Origin of the sequence: Mesorhizobium sp. M0011 (assembly GCF_040324155.1) — a bacterium.
Lineage (GTDB): Bacteria > Pseudomonadota > Alphaproteobacteria > Rhizobiales > Rhizobiaceae > Mesorhizobium.
Genome location: NZ_JAMYVQ010000021.1, coordinates 12201 through 26958 on the forward strand (window position 1 = coordinate 12201; position 14758 = coordinate 26958).

Below are 14758 nucleotides of genomic sequence, written 5' to 3' on the forward strand. Positions count from 1 at the left end.
TTTTGAAAACGCATCTGCCAAAGGGAGGTTGATGGAACCAGACCTCAAGGCTCAGGAAGTCTCGGTTTCGGGCAGGTCGGCGCCGAGCTCCGGAACGATGATCGAGTCCAGGGGCGCCGTCAGGGACCATTTGAGATGGCCCGGGCTGCGATCCAGCACCGCCAAGCCGCCCAGCGATTGCGGCGCGACCCGTTGCAGGACGACGGTGCCGAAACCCTTGCGCGTGCTTTCGTCTTGCCGCCCCCCGGGCCGCTCTCCTTCACGCACCGGCATCGTCTCGTCCCAAACCAGATGGATTTCCCGCTTGTCCGAAACGCCTTCAACGATCCGCCAGGTGATCTCGAGCCGCCCGGCCTCGCTCGCCAGCGCGCCATATTTTGAAGAGTTGGTGCCGAGCTCATGAAATGCCATGCCGAGATTTTGCACGGCATTCGGCTGCAAGGTCAAAAGCGGTCCGGACAGCGATACCCGCGCCTCGTGGCCGAACGGCTTGAGCTGCTCCTGGGCGAGGTCGAAGAGGCTGGCGCCGGCCCATTCCGAGTTCACCAGCAGATCGTGCGACCGCGACAGCGCCATGATGCGGGAGCGGATCAACTCCTCGAACTCGCGCGGATCGGTCGAGCGTTTGCTGGTCTCCCGGATCATCGAGAGGATCACCGCGAACTGGTTCTTGACGCGATGGTTCACCTCGCGGAGCAAAAGCCTGATCCGGCGCTCGCTCTCCTTGCTGGCGGTGATGTCGCGGGCGATCTTCGAGGCGCCGATGATCTCGCCGGACGCGTTCCTGATCGGCGAAATGGTCAGCGACACGGCGATGAGGCCGCCGTCCTTGCGTCGGCGGATCGTCTCATAGCTTGCCAGCAGTTCGCCTTTGCGGACCCGGCTGATGATGTCGGTCTCTTCATCCTTGAGATGATCGGGGATGAGCATGAGCACGGACCGGCCGACGGCCTCTTCGACGGTGTAGCCGAACATGCGTTGCGCCGCCGCGTTCCAACTGGTGATGATGCTGTTCAAATCCTTGCTGACGATGGCGTCGAAGGACGAATCGACAATCGCCGCCAGCCGCGCATCGGCGGTAATGGCGATCAAGGCATCAAAGCCCGCCAAATCTGTCACTGTCGACCCCTTCTCCCTCATGCGCGGATTGCGCGCATGGCCACCAATGCGCCGCGGTGGGTTTTGGTTGCAATCGCCTCCCAACATTCCTCCCAGGAACAGTCCGGGCAGTTCATGACTGGACCTTGCACTGGAACCTTGCGCGCTTGCGCGAGTTGCACCCGACACCCCCATGGATGGCTCAATAAGGAGGCACACGATGAGCGACGGCGATCTCGACCGGGTCTGGAAGCTGATGGACAGGATCGGTTTCTGTATGCTGGCCACCCGCGAAGGCGATGACATCCGCTCGCGACCCATGGCGGCGCATGTGGTGCGCGACGAAAACGCAATCTACTTCCTCACCGATGTCGACAGCCATAAGGACGACGAGATCGAAGCCGAGCCCAATGTCGGTCTCGCCTTCGCCGATTCAGGCGGCCAGAAATATGTTTCCGTCAGCGGTCTGGCGGCGGTTTCGAACGACCGCGCCAAGATCAGGGAGTTGTGGTCGACCCCGGCCAAGGCCTGGTGGGACAGTGCCGATGACCCTTCGATCCGCGTGCTTAAAGTGACGCCGAAAGATGCCCAGTATTGGGACAGTCCCGGCACCGTGGTCAGCTATGTGAAGATGCTGGCGGCAACGGTCAGCGACAGCCGCCCGGAAATCGGTAACACCGGCAAGGTCAGGATGTAGCCGGACGGCGTCGAGGACCTCAGGCAGATGTGCGAATGCCGGTGGGGCGCAGCGAATATCGCCGGTGCGGCACACCGGTGCCGATCAGTCCGGCTTGGGAGGGTCAGGGGCATTCGGTGCTGGATCGGCGTCGGCATCCCTTTGCGGACAGTCCTCGTAGCTGTGGTCGCGGCCGCCGCAAAAAGAACAGCACATGGCCTCGCGATCCCCGTTTCCGGGACGCCATTGCGGGGTTTCGTAGGGCTTCCTGCCATTCATCCCCAGCAATGCACGACGGACCATTTGGTTGCGCCGCCACCGACGGCCGGCCGGCGGTTGCGGAACCACCCGCCGGGATGCGAGTTTCGGCCAATACATCCATTCGAGGGAACAGCCATGCCGATGCGCCGAATTGCCTTGATGACGGCAGCGATCCTGCTGGCCGCGACCGGCCTCGCCGAAGCCAGGCCCGATACCCGCACGATGAGTTGCGACCAACTCCGGCAACTGCTCCAAAGCCATCATGCCGTGGTGCTGACCACCGGCCCCAACACCTATGACCGCTATGTCAGGCAGTTCGGCAACGAATGCGACTGGCCGGAGGTGCCGATGTCGGCCTATGTCCCGACCCGTGACGGCAACTGCCCCGTCTACCGCTGCGAGGAACCTGTCACCAACTTTCCGGACTGAGACCGCGCCTCAAGTCGCTTTGCCGCCGCATTGCGTTGATCCCGGCGCGGGAACCGGCTAGGGGTGGGGGCAACTTGCATTTTCCCGCTTCGTCTAATGGTAGGACAGCGCCCTTTGAAGGCGTGAATCGTGGTTCGAGCCCATGAGCGGGAACCAGCAAGCAACCAAGCGTTCGGCTGGTTCGAAGCTGCGCGCAGACTGGCCAGCCGGCTTCAGCGTATTAGCGCGCGCTTGTATTTCACTCGAAGCAGGATCATCATCCTGGCCGACAGTGGATCGAAGGGGTGCAGCGACATGGAACTGAGTTGCTTTGACGGGGGCGTCCTTGCATCGGCGATGTCCCTGAACATCACGGCGGTTTTCATGATATTGGCCGCATTTGCCGCATTTCGGCTGGTTGCAATATCGCGCGAAGGTTCTGCCGACCAACTCCAGACGGCGTAGCCCGCAGAGAACCTCCTGTGCAGGAGAAGGCATATGGCCGCCAGAAAGGTGATAGCCGTCAAGGACTGGTCTTGCGGCATGAGCGACGAGCTTGGCCGCGTCGTCCTGACCATCAACCCGACCGAGGGTGAGCCCATCCTGGTTTTGATGACAATTTTCCAGGCGGCAAGGATGGCCGGGGAATTGCGGGCGCCGAAACTCGTCTCCATACCTCGGTGAGGCAGCGCCCCCGGGCAAAGCGATCAAGCTCGCCGAGGCAGCCCCAACGCCCTCCCCGGCGAGCCCTGTTGCTCCGTTACGATGAACAATGGAGCAATTACTGCGTTACGGATCCGGGCGCCATTAAGTTGCATCCGGCCTCCTGAAACCATTTCGCGGACCCCGCGTTGACCACCGGGCCGACACAGGAGACATCTCATGACCGTCAACTGCCGCATATCGATCGACAACCGGCCGGAGGCCACGGACGCCGTTTTCCAGGCGGTTCCCCGGATTGGCGAAAGCGTTGCGCTGTCGATCGACGGAACCACGCAGGATCTGCGGGTATCGCGCGTCGTGCACGTCACCAATGGCAGCCTGGAAGGTGCCGCGATCGTCGTCGAAGTGACGACAAACATCCTCTGAATCGAGAGTTATCGTCCGCTACGCCGGCCGGCACCGCGCGGCGACCGCCGACCGTTGCGGGGACCAGGGCGGCCCACGCGCGGTGAACCGCTCTACTCCTTGCCGCCGTCGGAAATGCCATTGCCGTCGGCGGTTGGCAGGATGCCGAAGTCTTGCGACTTCGCCCCTTGCTCCGCCGTCAGGAAGCCATCCGCGGCAAGACCGCGCCGCAGCAATTCCCTGACGGCGGCCGAACGGCTCGGCATGCGCTTGTCGAAGCGCCAGTTTTCCAGCGCCGCCAGTTCGTCTGACGTCAGCATGATCTGCAACCGTTCCGGGCGTTCCAGTTCAGTCATCGCGCTTCCCTCGCTCTGGACCACGTTTACGTCGAATGAGCATTCAACTCATTTACCTCATAATTAGGAAACCGCTCCTAGCGCGTCAAGACCTCGCGATGTGTGAACCGCTTCTCGTGCTCATGATGAGCCTGACGGGTATTCGGCGTAAGGCGCACACTTGCATAACTATGCTAACTGGTTGATTTATTTGGGTATTATTTAATTCGTGACTTGCCAAGGCGAAGTCTTTGCCGCATTGTGCGATCTGAACAGAAAACCGTTCCCTTCGGGAGGTTTCGATGCGGTATAATTACTCGGCGCGACTGCGCGATGACGTCCGTTCAGCGGTCCAGATCGCCTTCAGGAAGACCGGCATCGTCAGCATCACGGCGGTGGCGGAGCATGTAAGGGTCAGGAATCTGGCCGAAAACGTCGCCCTCGAGGACGTCGAATACCTTGTCTTCCAGGCAGCCCAGTTGATTGGCGCCGCAATTGAATTCGACGGGCTCACCAATTTCGACGGCGTAGCTGGTCTGTTCGTGGATGGGCTCGGTGGCGACGGTGGCGAGCACGTGATCGCCCAACTCGACAGGCCTGGTCCGGCAACCCTGCAGTAGGGCAGTTCCGGCTGAACGCGCATTTGTCCCGTGCCAGTCAGGGGGCCTCCTCAAAAGGCCGCCCTGCTGTTTCTGTACCCTGGTGATGATGAGAGCTGTTCCGTCAGGCGGAGCCGGCGATTTGTGAGGCGAAGTCCCGATAGGGACGCAGCGGGCGGCCCAGAAGCGCGGTCAGGCGCTCGACGTCGCCGGCGTCGGGCAGCATGCCGTCGGTCAGGAACCGCTCGCCCATCAAGCGCATGTCGTACGCCATCCAGGCAGGCAGGAACTGCTTGAGATTCTGCTCGAAACCTTCGGTATCGTCGCCGCCGTAGCTGATCGGGCGTGCGAGCACGTCGGACCAGATGGCCGCGATATCCGTCCCGGTCAGTGTCTGCGGACCGACGAGATTGATCCGCTCCAGCGCAAGCGGCTCTGCGGATCGTTCCCGACGCAGCAGCTCGAGAGCGGCGATTTCGGCGATATCACGCACGTCGATCATGGCGAGCCCCTTGGTGCCGATCGGCATTGTGTAGGTGCCGTAGCCGGTGATGACGTCTTCGATCATCAGGTCGTTCTGGATGAAGTAGGCCGGGCGCAGGATCGTAGCCTGGAAGCCCATCTGCTCGATCATTCGCTCGACGCCGAATTTGCCGGCGAAATGCGGCACGTTCACATAGACGTCCGCATGGATCACCGAGAGATAGACGATCCGCTCGATGCCCGCCGATCGGGCGACGTTCAGCGCGACCAAAGCCTGGGTGAATTCGTCCGGCACCACGGCGTTCAAGAGGAACAGGGTGGAAACGCCGGACATGGCTTTGCGCAGCGAATCGACATCGAGAAAGTCGCCGTGCGCGACCGATACGCCCGCCGGGAAGCTGGCTTTCGACGGATCGCGGACGAGAGCACGGACATCGGCGCCGCGCTTGACGAGGTGCTCGACGACTTGGCGGCCAACATTGCCTGTGGCGCCGGTAACGAGGATGGTCATGGAATTTCTCCTGTTGGGTTGCTTGACAGGCCCAATATGTGTGGCTCACAAACAGTCAAACAGGCCGAAATTTTAGACGTACCGTCTCACTGGTGGAACACTCATGGATCTTCTGGCCCTGACCGATTTCAACCTCGTTGCCCGCCATGGGGGTTTCGGCAAAGCGGCAAGGGCCACCTGCCGGCCCAAGGCAACGCTGTCCCGGCGGGTTGGAGACTTGGAGAGCAGCCTTGACCTGCGCCTGTTTGAACGGGGTGCGCGCAACCTGAAGCTCACCGAGGAAGGGCGAGCACTCTTCGAGCGGACGGGGACCTTGCTCGCCGAGCTGGACGAGACGGCCGCCGAGATCGCCTCGGGCGGCCAAAGACCCAAGGGCAGGCTGCGGATCAGCGCACCTCTGCATTTTTCTCAGACCGCGATGGGAAGGATCGCCGCGGGATTTACCCTCAAGCATCCCGAGGTGAGGCTTGAGGTCACGACGGAGGACAGGGCTGTCGACATGATCGAGGAAGGTTACGACCTGGTGATCCGGGTCAACCCGAAACCCGACGAAAGCCTGGTCGGACGGGCGTTTCTCCGCGACCGCCTGGTCGTTGTGGCGAGCCCGGACCTTCCTCGTACGACCGGTGGGCAGGCCGCTCCTGGCGTTGCACGCGGCACAGGCGAACGCCAGACATGGCACGTAAAGGACCATGGTGGCCGCTCGACGATTGCGGTCGAGCCTGTCCTTGCTCTGTCGACGCTGATCATGGTGCGGGATGCGGTGCGGGCCGGCGTCGGTGTTGGACGTCTCCCAATTTCCCTGGTGAGCCACGATTTGGCTGACGGCACCCTGGTGAATTGGGGGGACATCGATGGCCCGGAGATCGCTCTTTGGACGCTCTACCCCTCCCGGCGGCTGCTCAGCGCGCGCGTGTCGGCGTTCCTGGATTTTCTGAAACAGGCCTTCCCGAATGGGACGCCGGACGAACTGGCCGCCTATATCGGCAGGTGATGCCCGGCCGCTTTCGCCGGCAAGAACCTTTATTTTCCGCGGAAAGATTTCCGGCGGAACAAGTTGGGGCGACGAAAATTACCTGTCACCCTTACAAGAGGAGGACGTCGTGAAAGGCTTGCGCAGTCTCCTTGCCGAACTGTCAGCCAGCTGGCTCAAGCGCCGCAAGGCGCAGGCGCCCACTGTCGTGAACACAGTCAAACCCCGCCCCGCCCATCAGGCGCCGCGGCAACGTGCCGCCCACAAACCCAAAACACCGTCCACCCGCGACGTCTCCTCGAACATGTGAGCCGCGCGGACAAGATGGGTCGCCCAATGCCATTGGGAGGTATCGGCAACTCTCACACCGGATTGATTGGCATCGACGAAACCTTTGAGCGGCCATAGGCGTTTATCGCTTCAGCCCTATCGAGGTGGTTCCAATGCAAACGGCATGGTTCTCGAAGCCTGTGGCGGTTTCGGTCGGCGTCACCGGTTCCATCCACCATCTGTCCAACACACAGCAGGCCATTGATTTGCTCACCACACATTGGCGTGACGCAGGCAGCCCGAAGCATCAGTCCGCGCTGCGCGCCTGCCGGCGGGCAACGAGCGGCGATGTCGCCCCCGACGTCGCCAGGGCGGCGCTCGTCGAGGCCGCGCGTGAAGCCCACATCCTGATCGAATAGAGTGTCGATTGATCGGCCAATGTCGATGCGGCTGCTATAGTCGCGGCATCCCCTCCTTGGAGACCCCACCATGACCCTGAACACACGCAAGCTCGGCAGCCAAGGGCTGCAGGTCTCGGCCATCGGCCTCGGCTGCATGGGCATGAGCCAGTCCTACGGCCCGGCCGACGAGGCCGAATCCATCGCCACGCTGCACCGTGCCATCGAACTCGGCTGCACCTTCCTCGACACCGCCGAGGTCTATGGCCCTTACGACAACGAAGCCCTGCTTGGCCGGGCGCTGACGGGCAAGCGCGACCAGGTGACGATCGCCACCAAATTCGGCTTTCGCATCGAAAACGGCAAGCAGGTCGGAACCGACAGCCGGCCCGAGCACATTCGAGAGGTCGTGGAAGCCTCGCTCGGCCGCCTCGGAACCGACCATATCGACCTCCTCTACCAGCACCGCGTCGACCCGGCGGTGCCGATGGAGGATGTCGCGGGCGCCGTCGGCGAGATGATCGCGCAAGGCAAGGTGCGCTTCTTCGGCCTGTCGGAGGCGGGTGCGGCCAACATCCGCCGGGCGCATGCCGTGCATCCGGTGTCGGCCGTGCAGAGCGAGTATTCGCTGTGGGAGCGCAATCTGGAGCCGGAGATCATCCCGCTGCTTGGCGAACTCGGCATCGGCCTGGTGCCGTTCTCGCCGCTCGGCCGAGGTTTTCTCACCGGCCAGGTCAAGCGCGCGGAAGACTATCCCGACGGCGATTATCGCCGCAACGACCCGCGCTACCAGGGCGAAAACTACGACGCCAATGTCGAGGCGGCCGCCAAGGTGAGCGACATTGCCGCTGCCCGCGGCGTCAAGCCCGGCCAGGTCGCGCTGGCCTGGCTGCTGGCGAAGGGCGACGGCTTTGGCATCGACATCGTGCCGATCCCCGGCACCAAGCGCACAAAATACCTGGAAGAGAACGTCGCCGCCGCCGCCATCAAACTCGATGCCGCCGAGATGGCCGCGCTCGACGCAGCGCTTGCGCCGGGAAAAGTCTCCGGCCCGCGCTACACCGAGCGGGGCATGGCGATGGTCGATCGGTAGGGGTGCCTGCTCCAGCGTCCGCGACGGTCTCGCCAAGGTCGTTCCGAATAGACAAGGCTACCGAAAGCCCAGATGCTTCCGATAGCAGTGGGTTTCCACGGTGAACCTGCCGGCGACATCGTCCGGCAGCCAAAGTGCGTCTTCGAAGGTGCGGCTCAAGCGCCACCCTTCGCGGGCATAAAATCTCTGCGCGCGGAGATTTCCCGCCGTGCAGAAAAGCTCGGCCTCCGCCACGCCTTGTTTGGACAAGAGATGCTCGGCGCGTGACAGCAGATCGCGGGCGGTCCCGCTTCCCCGTGCTTGCGGGCTTACGTGGAGTTTCACCAGCTCCGCTCCGTTGATGGAGACGAAGCCAAGCAGTTCATCGGCTGCCGCCACATGGAATGCATCGGCGGATTGCTCCAGCCACAGCGAAAAATGCGCGGGCGTTCGGTACGCCAGGATTTCGGCCGGAACCAGATGCGCATGGGCATCATGCCAGCCCTGGTGCCACAGTTGCACGATCGCTGGCCGGTCGGCTTTTTGGGCTGGGCGAATTTCAAGCATTCCTCACCGCCTGCAAAAGTCTGGGATCTGCGCGCCAGGGTCATTTGCCGCTTCCGGCATTTCCAAGAATTACAATCCGCTGCATCATCCCTGGCTTTGCGAACATCTCAGAGCGTTCGCGCCCCATGCCTGTCCAGCGTGCTCGGGGCGTTGACCGCAAATTGCGCAGCGAAAGCCCTGATGTAAGCGGGCCGAGCTTCACCGCGCGCCACATAGGCAGCAAGGTTTTGATATTCGTCCAAAATGCCCGACATTCTTAGTCGCAGCAGCACCGATACCATCAACAGATCGCCCGCGCTGAATGCATCGTCGAGCCACTCGGCGGCGCTCAGGCGAGCCGAGAGCCTGTCGAGACAGGCGCGAACACGATCCTTCACCAATGGCAAACGCTCCTCGCTCCAGGGCTTGTCAGCTTCGAATATCTTTGCCGTCGTTAATTCGAGGATCGGCGGCTCGACTGTGTTAAGTGCGGCAAACATCCAGGTGATCGCACGCGCGCGGGCATCGCGATCGCCGGGCAGCAGGCCCGCGTGCTGCTCGGCAAGATGAAGGATGATCGAGCCGGTCTCGAACAGTGAGAGAGAACCCTCCTCATAGGTGGGGATCTGGCCAAAGGGCTGGAGTGCCAGATGGCCAGGCGCCTTCATCTCCGCGAAGGAAACAAACCGAACCTCATAAGGCTGCCCTGCTTCTTCGAGCGCCCAGCGAACGCGCGTATCGCGCGCCAGTCCCTTGCCGCGATCGGGCGATCGTTCAAATGCCGTGATGGTGATTGTCATCGCATCGTTCCTGATTGGGTGAATTCTTCGGCTCCTTATCGTCAAGACGAATGGGCCTCCCGGAAATCGACATCGGTCTGAACTATTTTCCGCAATTCGTGCCTGGCTTGTCCCCGACATTGCCGAAGAAGGCGAAGGCAGGGCCTAACCCGCCGCTGCCGCCGTGACCTTCTTGGACGCGGCCCGCTGTCGCCGCATGCGCCGTTTGGCGACAAGCTTGAGCGCGACCGGCGGCTCGTTTGACAGCGCGCCCAGCACGGCGTCGACCATGCCATGCGCCACGAAATCCGCGTTCATGTCACGGGCCAGTTTGTCGGCCGTCTCCTTGTCCTCAGCAGCGGCCTCCGACCAGAACACGATTCCCACCCGAAGTGCGGCCTTCGCGCGCTTCAGCCGGCGAACCAGGAAACGGGCGTGCTTGACGGAATCCCGGTTCAGGAATCCGACCACGACGGTGTCGACGGTTTCGAGCTCAAGGCGGCGAATGCTGGCGGGCTCCATATCCGCAAAGCCGGCTTTCGATACCGTCGCGCCCTGGACCTCCAGCACCTGCGCCAGCATCGCGGCGGCGGCGTCGTCGAGCTCGCCACGCCCACCGGCGCAAAGCACGGACATATCGGTGCCATCGGGCAGGTCGGTCTCGTCCTCCCCGTTGGGATCGCCATCGTCGCTCGCCTCTGCGGCCACGGGCGGCTCCTCCTCCTCGCCTGCCTCCTCCTGCGCGCTGTCGTCGAGATTGGCGACCAGCATCAGGGCACTGGCCGCCACCTGCCGCCTTTGCAAATCGCCCATGACGCCGCGCACACGGTCTTGTTCGCCCAGCAGAAGCGCCGGAATGGCAACCTTGTCGTAGAATTCGACCAGATATTTCTCCTCCAGCATCTCCTCGGCGTGGTCGGTGGCTTCTTCCGGATCACCGGCCAGCAACCGCTGGTACAGGCGCGCATGGGGTTCGAGCACGGGCTCGTTGCCGAACAGAACGTCGAGGAATTCAAACTGCGGCACGTGCCGGCCCAGCACCACCAGGCAGACGGTGAGCGGTGTCGACAGGATCAGCCCGAGCGGCCCCCAAAGCCACGTCCAGAAAATCGCCGCGACGATGATCGCCAGCGGCGACAGTCCTGTCCGCGAACCGTAGAGCCAGGGTTCGATGACATTGCCGGTGATCAGCTCCATCACCACGAACAGGGCGGCCGTCCACAGCACGAGCGACCAGCCCGGCGCAACGGCCAGCGCCAGGAACAGCGGCAAAAGCATGCCTATGATCGGGCCGATATAGGGCACGAAACGCAGCGCCAGCGCCAGCAGCCCCCACAGCAGCGCATTGGGAATACCGAGGACCCAGAGCCCGATCGCGATCGGTACGGCGTAGACGATGTTGACGACCAATTGCATCAAGAGATAGCGGCCCACCCGCTTGGCGGCATCCTGAAGCGCCTCGGTGGTCCGGTGGAGGTCGCCATAGCCGACAAGCCGGATGAAGCGGTCGCGCAGATCCTCCCGCTCGAGCAGCATGAAGATGACGACGACAATGATCAGCCCGGCCGAGCCAAGCGGGCTGATCAGCGGCCCGACGATGTTCTGCAGAACCTGGAGCGGCCTTTCGCGCGCGACGATCTCGACCGGCACCGGCTCGCGCGGCGGCTTTTCCGGGGTGGCAGCCGGCAGCGAGGGGTCCTGCCTGTCGATCTCCTGGCCGACCCGCTCGACCACCTTGCTCAGTCTGGCAAGGATCCCGCCCCCCACCCCGGTTTCCTTGAGCGAGCGGATCTTGGTCAGGATGTTGGTCTGGTAGACCGGGATGTTCTGCGCCAGTTCGCTGACCTGCGTGGCGACGACGAAGGAGAACAGGCCAAGGGCCGCGAAAGCGCCGAGCACGCTGGCAATGACGGCGGCAATCCGGGGGATACCGACCTTTTTAAGAGCTGAGACAAGCGGCGCCAGGGCGAAGGTCAGCAGCAGCGCGATCGCGATCGGCAGGAAAACCTCGCGCCCGAAATACAGTGCCGCCACTGTCGTGACGATGGCCGCCACATTGGGCAATGAGGTTCGCGGATGAAGCGCGGCCGCTGAAAGGGCGTCGCCCGGCCCATCAGCCGGAGACGCCGTGCCGTTTCGACGATTGGCCACGTGATGCCTCCCTGCCAAATGCCATGATCGGGCATATAGAGCCGACGTGCAACTTTAGCCAACGGTGAAATACACCTCACTCAACAGGCAATGATCCGGCCCGCGTCGGCCGCTCTCAACGCGCGGAATGGAAGTCAGGCTCGCTCGTTCGGATCAGCGCGCCGCATGCCTGGCCAGCGCGTGCTCGATCAGCACGTCGATGGTTTGGCTGTAGCCGATGCCTGATGCCGCCAGCGCCTTGGCGTACATCGAGATGTCGGTGAATCCGGGAATGGTGTTGACCTCGTTGACGAGCAGGCTGCCATCGGCGCGCAGGAAGAAATCGACGCGCGCCATGGCTTCGCAGCCAAGCGCCTGGAATGCCCGCCGCGCCATATCCCTGGCCTTCTCGGCCACATCGGCCGGGATATCGGCGGGCACCTTGACCAGCGCGCCGTCGGCATCGAGATATTTGGCCTCATAGGTGTAGAAGCCGTGCTTGCCGGCCGGAATGATCTCGCCGGGCAGCGACACCGTCAGCGACCCGTCGGCGCGCTCCAGCACCGAGAACTCGATCTCGCGGCCCTCGACGAATTCCTCGATCAACACTTTGCCGTCGTAGCGGAAAGCCGTGTCGATGGCCTGCTCGAAGCCGTCCCTGTCATTCACCTTGCTGACCCCGAAGGACGAGCCCTGGCGCGCCGGCTTGGCGAAGAACGGCAGGCCGAGCATCCCGGCAATCTCCTGGAAGGAATGCTTGCCGTTTCGATGCACGGTGACGGAGCGGGCAACCGCCAATCCCGCCTCGCGCATCAGCCGCTTGGCGACATCCTTGTCCATGGCGGCGGCCGAGGCGAGGATGCCGCAGCCGACATAGGCGACATCGGCGACCTCGGCATAGCCCTGCACCGAGCCGTCCTCGCCGAACGGCCCGTGCAGCACCGGGAACACGACGTCGATGGGGGGCAGGTCAGGCCGCGTACCATCCGGCGACACGGCAACCAGCCGGCCCTTGCCACCGGGCAGCAGGGCGACCTCTGCAACATACTCGGATACCGGCGCCCCTGCCCCGCCATCGCCGATCGCGGCGGCGCCATCGAGTTGTTGCAGCAGCCACCCGCCGTCTCGCGAAATGGCGATCGGCACGATGTCGTAGCGCGTCCGGTCGATCGCCTTCAGCACATTGGCGGCCGACAGGCGCGACACGTCATGCTCGGCCGAACGCCCGCCATAGAGGATGGCCACTCTTGTCTTACCGGTCATCGAAATCCCTCGACTGTCAAAAAAATCAAATGGCGACGGCAATGCCGCGATTGGCGAAGAAGCGATCGAAATCGGCCGGCGCCAACACTGCGTCTGCCTGTGTGGCGGGGTCATGGCCGGACGGGTTGTGGAAGCGGAAACCCTGGTTGGACGCCGCCGTGACCAGCACCAGATGACCGCCCTTCGAGGGCGGCTCGCGCTCGGGCCAGCGGATCGAACTGCTGACCGACGCGATGAAGAAGCGCGTCCGCCGCATGATCGCCGGAATCTCCGCTGTCGCGATATTGGTCATCACCTCGGCGCGCAGGCCGAAGGCTTCCTTCACGAAGCTGACGAAGGGCGCGTAGATCAGCCCCTTGATCGATCCCCCGTTGACGACATAGCCGCCATATAAGGTGCAGCGCCTGGCAAGCTCGATCGTCGGCACGATCTCGCCGCGGCTGGCCAGGATCATCTTCAGGCACGCCATGCCGCAGATGTTGGCCGCCCAGACCGCATACTCATCGAGGGTTTCCGCGCCCGACCTCCGCCACAGCGGATCGCGCCTGAGCGCAACATCCGCGCCGTCGGCGAGGACGTCCAGCGTCAGGTCGGGCGTCTCCCACTGGCTGAAAAACGGCACGGTTTCAGGCAGCGGGTTCATGCGGTCTCCTCGGGCGGCTGGCTCCCTCTTGTATACGAGGATACGAGATGGATGAAAAGCCGCTTAGGCCCGTTTGGCGAGCCGTGCGCCGCCGCCTACTCGGCCTTCGCCCAACCGAATACCAGCCATGCATATTTCGATTTTTCGTCGGGTTCGACAGTGTAGGTCATCTGCATGTCGCCGTCCTTGGCGTAGATATCCAGCCTGGGCGCCGTCTCCAGCTTGAGCCACGCCGAACTCTTGCTGAAGGACCAGGTTCCGCACCAGACGCAAGGCCCCGACGTCGGATCACCCGGCTGATGAAAATTGTAGCGGCCGTCCGCCGTGATCTCCAGATAGTCGAACGCCCCGTAAAACGCGGTCACCGTCTGCTGGAATTCATTGGCGGCCGCTTCCTGTTCCGGTGTCGGCGCATCCTTCATATCGCGCGGCGGCCGGATGGCCCCACCGTTCAGTTTCCATTTACCGACAAAATCCTTCTGGGTCGGAAGATATTCCTCCTGCGCCTGCGCCGATGAAACATAAGCAAAAGGTGATATACTTGTGAGGCCACCGGCCCCGATCGCAAATAAAAGCGTGGCGGCACAGATCGCCCTTGTTGGGTTTTGCATAAAAAATATATCTCCACGGGGGTAAGGGGAGTTTTATTGAGGATTTTGCAGCGCGCGTTGCTTCGATACCGATTCCCGCTCGCCATTTGCACGGTTAGCATCGTGGCCACCAATCTGGCAACGCAAAGCAGCCTCTCTCTCCAGCATCGCCCCATGCGCCCGCGATCCCGGCCGGCTGAATATCGGCAGCTTAGAAGGTGATCTTCACCGAAGCGGCGCTGCGACTATGGGGGCCGTGATGGACGGCCTCGATGTTGTTGCCATCGGGATCGAGCAGGAAGGCGGCGTAATAGCCGGGGTGATAGGGCCGTTCGCCCGGTGCGCCATTGTCCGTGCCGCCAGCCGCAAGCCCGGCCTTGTAGAAGACATCGACCATGGCGTGATCCCTTGCCTGGAAAGCCAGGTGATGGCGGCCGGTGAGTTTTCCCTGTGCGGCCGGGCTGTCGGCAGTGGAGACAAACAGCTCGTCGGCCCAGAAAAAGTCGGCGCCGCTGCCGCCAATCGGGACATCGAGCGCCTGCAGGACCGCCTCGTAGAAACGCCGGCTGGCCGCAAGGTCCCCGACCACCAGTTGGATGTGGTCGATGAGCCGGCCGCGATGCAATTCCTGGGTTTCCATGAAAACGCCTCCTCG

At 62.9% G+C, this 14758-nt stretch carries 19 protein-coding genes and 1 tRNA gene; 9 read left to right on the top strand and 11 right to left on the bottom strand.

Translation table 11 applies throughout. The features are described from left to right. Window positions 1-51: 51 nt before the first annotated feature. Window positions 52-1119: a sensor histidine kinase gene (locus tag NKK51_RS21640; protein ID WP_352554521.1), complete on the bottom strand. Its 1068-nt coding sequence runs from the start codon at window positions 1117-1119 to the stop codon at window positions 52-54. A 199-nt stretch (window positions 1120-1318) separates the two neighbouring features. On the opposite strand from NKK51_RS21640, the gene NKK51_RS21645 reads away from it, so the two are divergent. The 3 genes from NKK51_RS21645 (at window position 1319) to NKK51_RS21655 (ending at window position 2620) form a co-directional block, all read left to right on the top strand. Beyond that, on the top strand, window positions 1319-1795 hold the full coding sequence (locus NKK51_RS21645) for a pyridoxamine 5'-phosphate oxidase family protein (RefSeq protein ID WP_023813825.1): 477 nt from the start codon (window positions 1319-1321) through the stop codon (window positions 1793-1795). A gap of 375 nt (window positions 1796-2170) precedes the next feature. Further along, window positions 2171-2464 carry a hypothetical protein gene (locus tag NKK51_RS21650; RefSeq protein WP_023813826.1) on the top strand — a complete coding sequence of 98 codons (294 nt, stop codon included), beginning with the start codon at window positions 2171-2173 and terminating at the stop codon, window positions 2462-2464. Between the two features lie 82 nt (window positions 2465-2546). Continuing rightward, window positions 2547-2620: transfer RNA gene (locus NKK51_RS21655), tRNA-Gln, on the top strand. 56 nt (window positions 2621-2676) lie between these two features. Here NKK51_RS21655 and NKK51_RS21660 read toward each other — a convergent pair. Next, the gene (locus NKK51_RS21660) at window positions 2677-2829 is read right to left on the bottom strand and encodes a hypothetical protein (RefSeq protein ID WP_155930617.1); all 153 of its coding nucleotides are present in this window, start codon (window positions 2827-2829) and stop codon (window positions 2677-2679) included. A gap of 112 nt (window positions 2830-2941) precedes the next feature. Between NKK51_RS21660 and NKK51_RS21665 the strand changes: the two genes are divergently transcribed. Next, on the top strand, window positions 2942-3127 hold the full coding sequence (locus NKK51_RS21665; protein ID WP_013530769.1) for a hypothetical protein: 186 nt from the start codon (window positions 2942-2944) through the stop codon (window positions 3125-3127). Between the two features lie 198 nt (window positions 3128-3325). Further along, a complete protein-coding gene (locus NKK51_RS21670; protein ID WP_013530768.1) occupies window positions 3326-3532 on the top strand; it encodes a hypothetical protein in 207 nt (68 codons plus the stop codon). Window positions 3533-3624: 92 nt separating this feature from the next. Here the strand turns inward: NKK51_RS21670 and NKK51_RS21675 are convergent, their stop codons facing one another. Continuing rightward, window positions 3625-3867 (bottom strand): hypothetical protein, encoded by a 243-nt coding sequence (locus NKK51_RS21675; RefSeq protein WP_023813828.1) that lies wholly within the window; start codon window positions 3865-3867, stop codon window positions 3625-3627. Between the two features lie 281 nt (window positions 3868-4148). On the opposite strand from NKK51_RS21675, the gene NKK51_RS21680 reads away from it, so the two are divergent. Next, window positions 4149-4466, top strand: coding sequence for a hypothetical protein (locus tag NKK51_RS21680; protein ID WP_023813830.1), 318 nt, complete (start codon window positions 4149-4151; stop codon window positions 4464-4466). A 103-nt stretch (window positions 4467-4569) separates the two neighbouring features. Here the strand turns inward: NKK51_RS21680 and NKK51_RS21685 are convergent, their stop codons facing one another. Next, the gene (locus NKK51_RS21685; RefSeq protein WP_352554522.1) at window positions 4570-5439 is read right to left on the bottom strand and encodes an SDR family oxidoreductase; all 870 of its coding nucleotides are present in this window, start codon (window positions 5437-5439) and stop codon (window positions 4570-4572) included. A 103-nt stretch (window positions 5440-5542) separates the two neighbouring features. On the opposite strand from NKK51_RS21685, the gene NKK51_RS21690 reads away from it, so the two are divergent. The 3 genes from NKK51_RS21690 (at window position 5543) to NKK51_RS21700 (ending at window position 8173) form a co-directional block, all read left to right on the top strand. Next, entirely contained in the window at window positions 5543-6433 is an 891-nt protein-coding gene (locus NKK51_RS21690; RefSeq protein WP_352554523.1) for a LysR family transcriptional regulator, read from the top strand. Between the two features lie 422 nt (window positions 6434-6855). Further along, window positions 6856-7101: a DUF982 domain-containing protein gene (locus NKK51_RS21695; protein WP_023813833.1), complete on the top strand. Its 246-nt coding sequence runs from the start codon at window positions 6856-6858 to the stop codon at window positions 7099-7101. Between the two features lie 70 nt (window positions 7102-7171). Beyond that, on the top strand, window positions 7172-8173 hold the full coding sequence (locus NKK51_RS21700) for an aldo/keto reductase (RefSeq protein WP_128304600.1): 1002 nt from the start codon (window positions 7172-7174) through the stop codon (window positions 8171-8173). Window positions 8174-8230: 57 nt separating this feature from the next. On the opposite strand, the gene NKK51_RS21705 is transcribed toward NKK51_RS21700, so the two are convergent. The 7 genes from NKK51_RS21705 to NKK51_RS21735 form a co-directional block, all read right to left on the bottom strand. Further along, window positions 8231-8719 carry a GNAT family N-acetyltransferase gene (locus NKK51_RS21705; RefSeq protein ID WP_352554524.1) on the bottom strand — a complete coding sequence of 163 codons (489 nt, stop codon included), beginning with the start codon at window positions 8717-8719 and terminating at the stop codon, window positions 8231-8233. Between the two features lie 107 nt (window positions 8720-8826). Then, complete coding sequence (locus NKK51_RS21710) at window positions 8827-9498, bottom strand: glutathione S-transferase family protein (protein ID WP_352554525.1); 672 nt, start codon at window positions 9496-9498, stop codon at window positions 8827-8829. Window positions 9499-9642: 144 nt separating this feature from the next. Continuing rightward, entirely contained in the window at window positions 9643-11628 is a 1986-nt protein-coding gene (locus NKK51_RS21715; RefSeq protein ID WP_352554526.1) for an AI-2E family transporter, read from the bottom strand. 153 nt (window positions 11629-11781) lie between these two features. Continuing rightward, entirely contained in the window at window positions 11782-12870 is a 1089-nt protein-coding gene (locus tag NKK51_RS21720; protein WP_023813839.1) for a D-alanine--D-alanine ligase family protein, read from the bottom strand. A gap of 25 nt (window positions 12871-12895) precedes the next feature. After that, the gene (locus NKK51_RS21725) at window positions 12896-13513 is read right to left on the bottom strand and encodes a cysteine peptidase family C39 domain-containing protein (protein WP_031213761.1); all 618 of its coding nucleotides are present in this window, start codon (window positions 13511-13513) and stop codon (window positions 12896-12898) included. Between the two features lie 95 nt (window positions 13514-13608). Further along, window positions 13609-14124 carry a hypothetical protein gene (locus tag NKK51_RS21730; RefSeq protein ID WP_023813841.1) on the bottom strand — a complete coding sequence of 172 codons (516 nt, stop codon included), beginning with the start codon at window positions 14122-14124 and terminating at the stop codon, window positions 13609-13611. A gap of 190 nt (window positions 14125-14314) precedes the next feature. Then, window positions 14315-14743, bottom strand: coding sequence for a VOC family protein (locus NKK51_RS21735; RefSeq protein WP_023813842.1), 429 nt, complete (start codon window positions 14741-14743; stop codon window positions 14315-14317). Between the last annotated feature and the right edge of the window lie 15 nt (window positions 14744-14758).

Excerpts from the sequence above, each read along its gene's own strand:
- NKK51_RS21645 (WP_023813825.1), top strand. The coding sequence starts at position 1,319 with ATGAGCGACGGCGATCTCGACCGGGTCTGGAAGCTGATGGACAGGATC.
- NKK51_RS21650 (WP_023813826.1), top strand. The coding sequence starts at position 2,171 with ATGCCGATGCGCCGAATTGCCTTGATGACGGCAGCGATCCTGCTGGCC.
- NKK51_RS21660 (WP_155930617.1), bottom strand. The coding sequence starts at position 2,829 with ATGAAAACCGCCGTGATGTTCAGGGACATCGCCGATGCAAGGACGCCC.
- NKK51_RS21665 (WP_013530769.1), top strand. The coding sequence starts at position 2,942 with ATGGCCGCCAGAAAGGTGATAGCCGTCAAGGACTGGTCTTGCGGCATG.
- NKK51_RS21670 (WP_013530768.1), top strand. The coding sequence starts at position 3,326 with ATGACCGTCAACTGCCGCATATCGATCGACAACCGGCCGGAGGCCACG.
- NKK51_RS21675 (WP_023813828.1), bottom strand. The coding sequence starts at position 3,867 with ATGACTGAACTGGAACGCCCGGAACGGTTGCAGATCATGCTGACGTCA.
- NKK51_RS21680 (WP_023813830.1), top strand. The coding sequence starts at position 4,149 with ATGCGGTATAATTACTCGGCGCGACTGCGCGATGACGTCCGTTCAGCG.
- NKK51_RS21685 (WP_352554522.1), bottom strand. The coding sequence starts at position 5,439 with ATGACCATCCTCGTTACCGGCGCCACAGGCAATGTTGGCCGCCAAGTC.
- NKK51_RS21690 (WP_352554523.1), top strand. The coding sequence starts at position 5,543 with ATGGATCTTCTGGCCCTGACCGATTTCAACCTCGTTGCCCGCCATGGG.
- NKK51_RS21695 (WP_023813833.1), top strand. The coding sequence starts at position 6,856 with ATGCAAACGGCATGGTTCTCGAAGCCTGTGGCGGTTTCGGTCGGCGTC.
- NKK51_RS21700 (WP_128304600.1), top strand. The coding sequence starts at position 7,172 with ATGACCCTGAACACACGCAAGCTCGGCAGCCAAGGGCTGCAGGTCTCG.
- NKK51_RS21705 (WP_352554524.1), bottom strand. The coding sequence starts at position 8,719 with ATGCTTGAAATTCGCCCAGCCCAAAAAGCCGACCGGCCAGCGATCGTG.
- NKK51_RS21710 (WP_352554525.1), bottom strand. The coding sequence starts at position 9,498 with ATGACAATCACCATCACGGCATTTGAACGATCGCCCGATCGCGGCAAG.
- NKK51_RS21720 (WP_023813839.1), bottom strand. The coding sequence starts at position 12,870 with ATGACCGGTAAGACAAGAGTGGCCATCCTCTATGGCGGGCGTTCGGCC.
- NKK51_RS21725 (WP_031213761.1), bottom strand. The coding sequence starts at position 13,513 with ATGAACCCGCTGCCTGAAACCGTGCCGTTTTTCAGCCAGTGGGAGACG.
- NKK51_RS21730 (WP_023813841.1), bottom strand. The coding sequence starts at position 14,124 with ATGCAAAACCCAACAAGGGCGATCTGTGCCGCCACGCTTTTATTTGCG.
- NKK51_RS21735 (WP_023813842.1), bottom strand. The coding sequence starts at position 14,743 with ATGGAAACCCAGGAATTGCATCGCGGCCGGCTCATCGACCACATCCAA.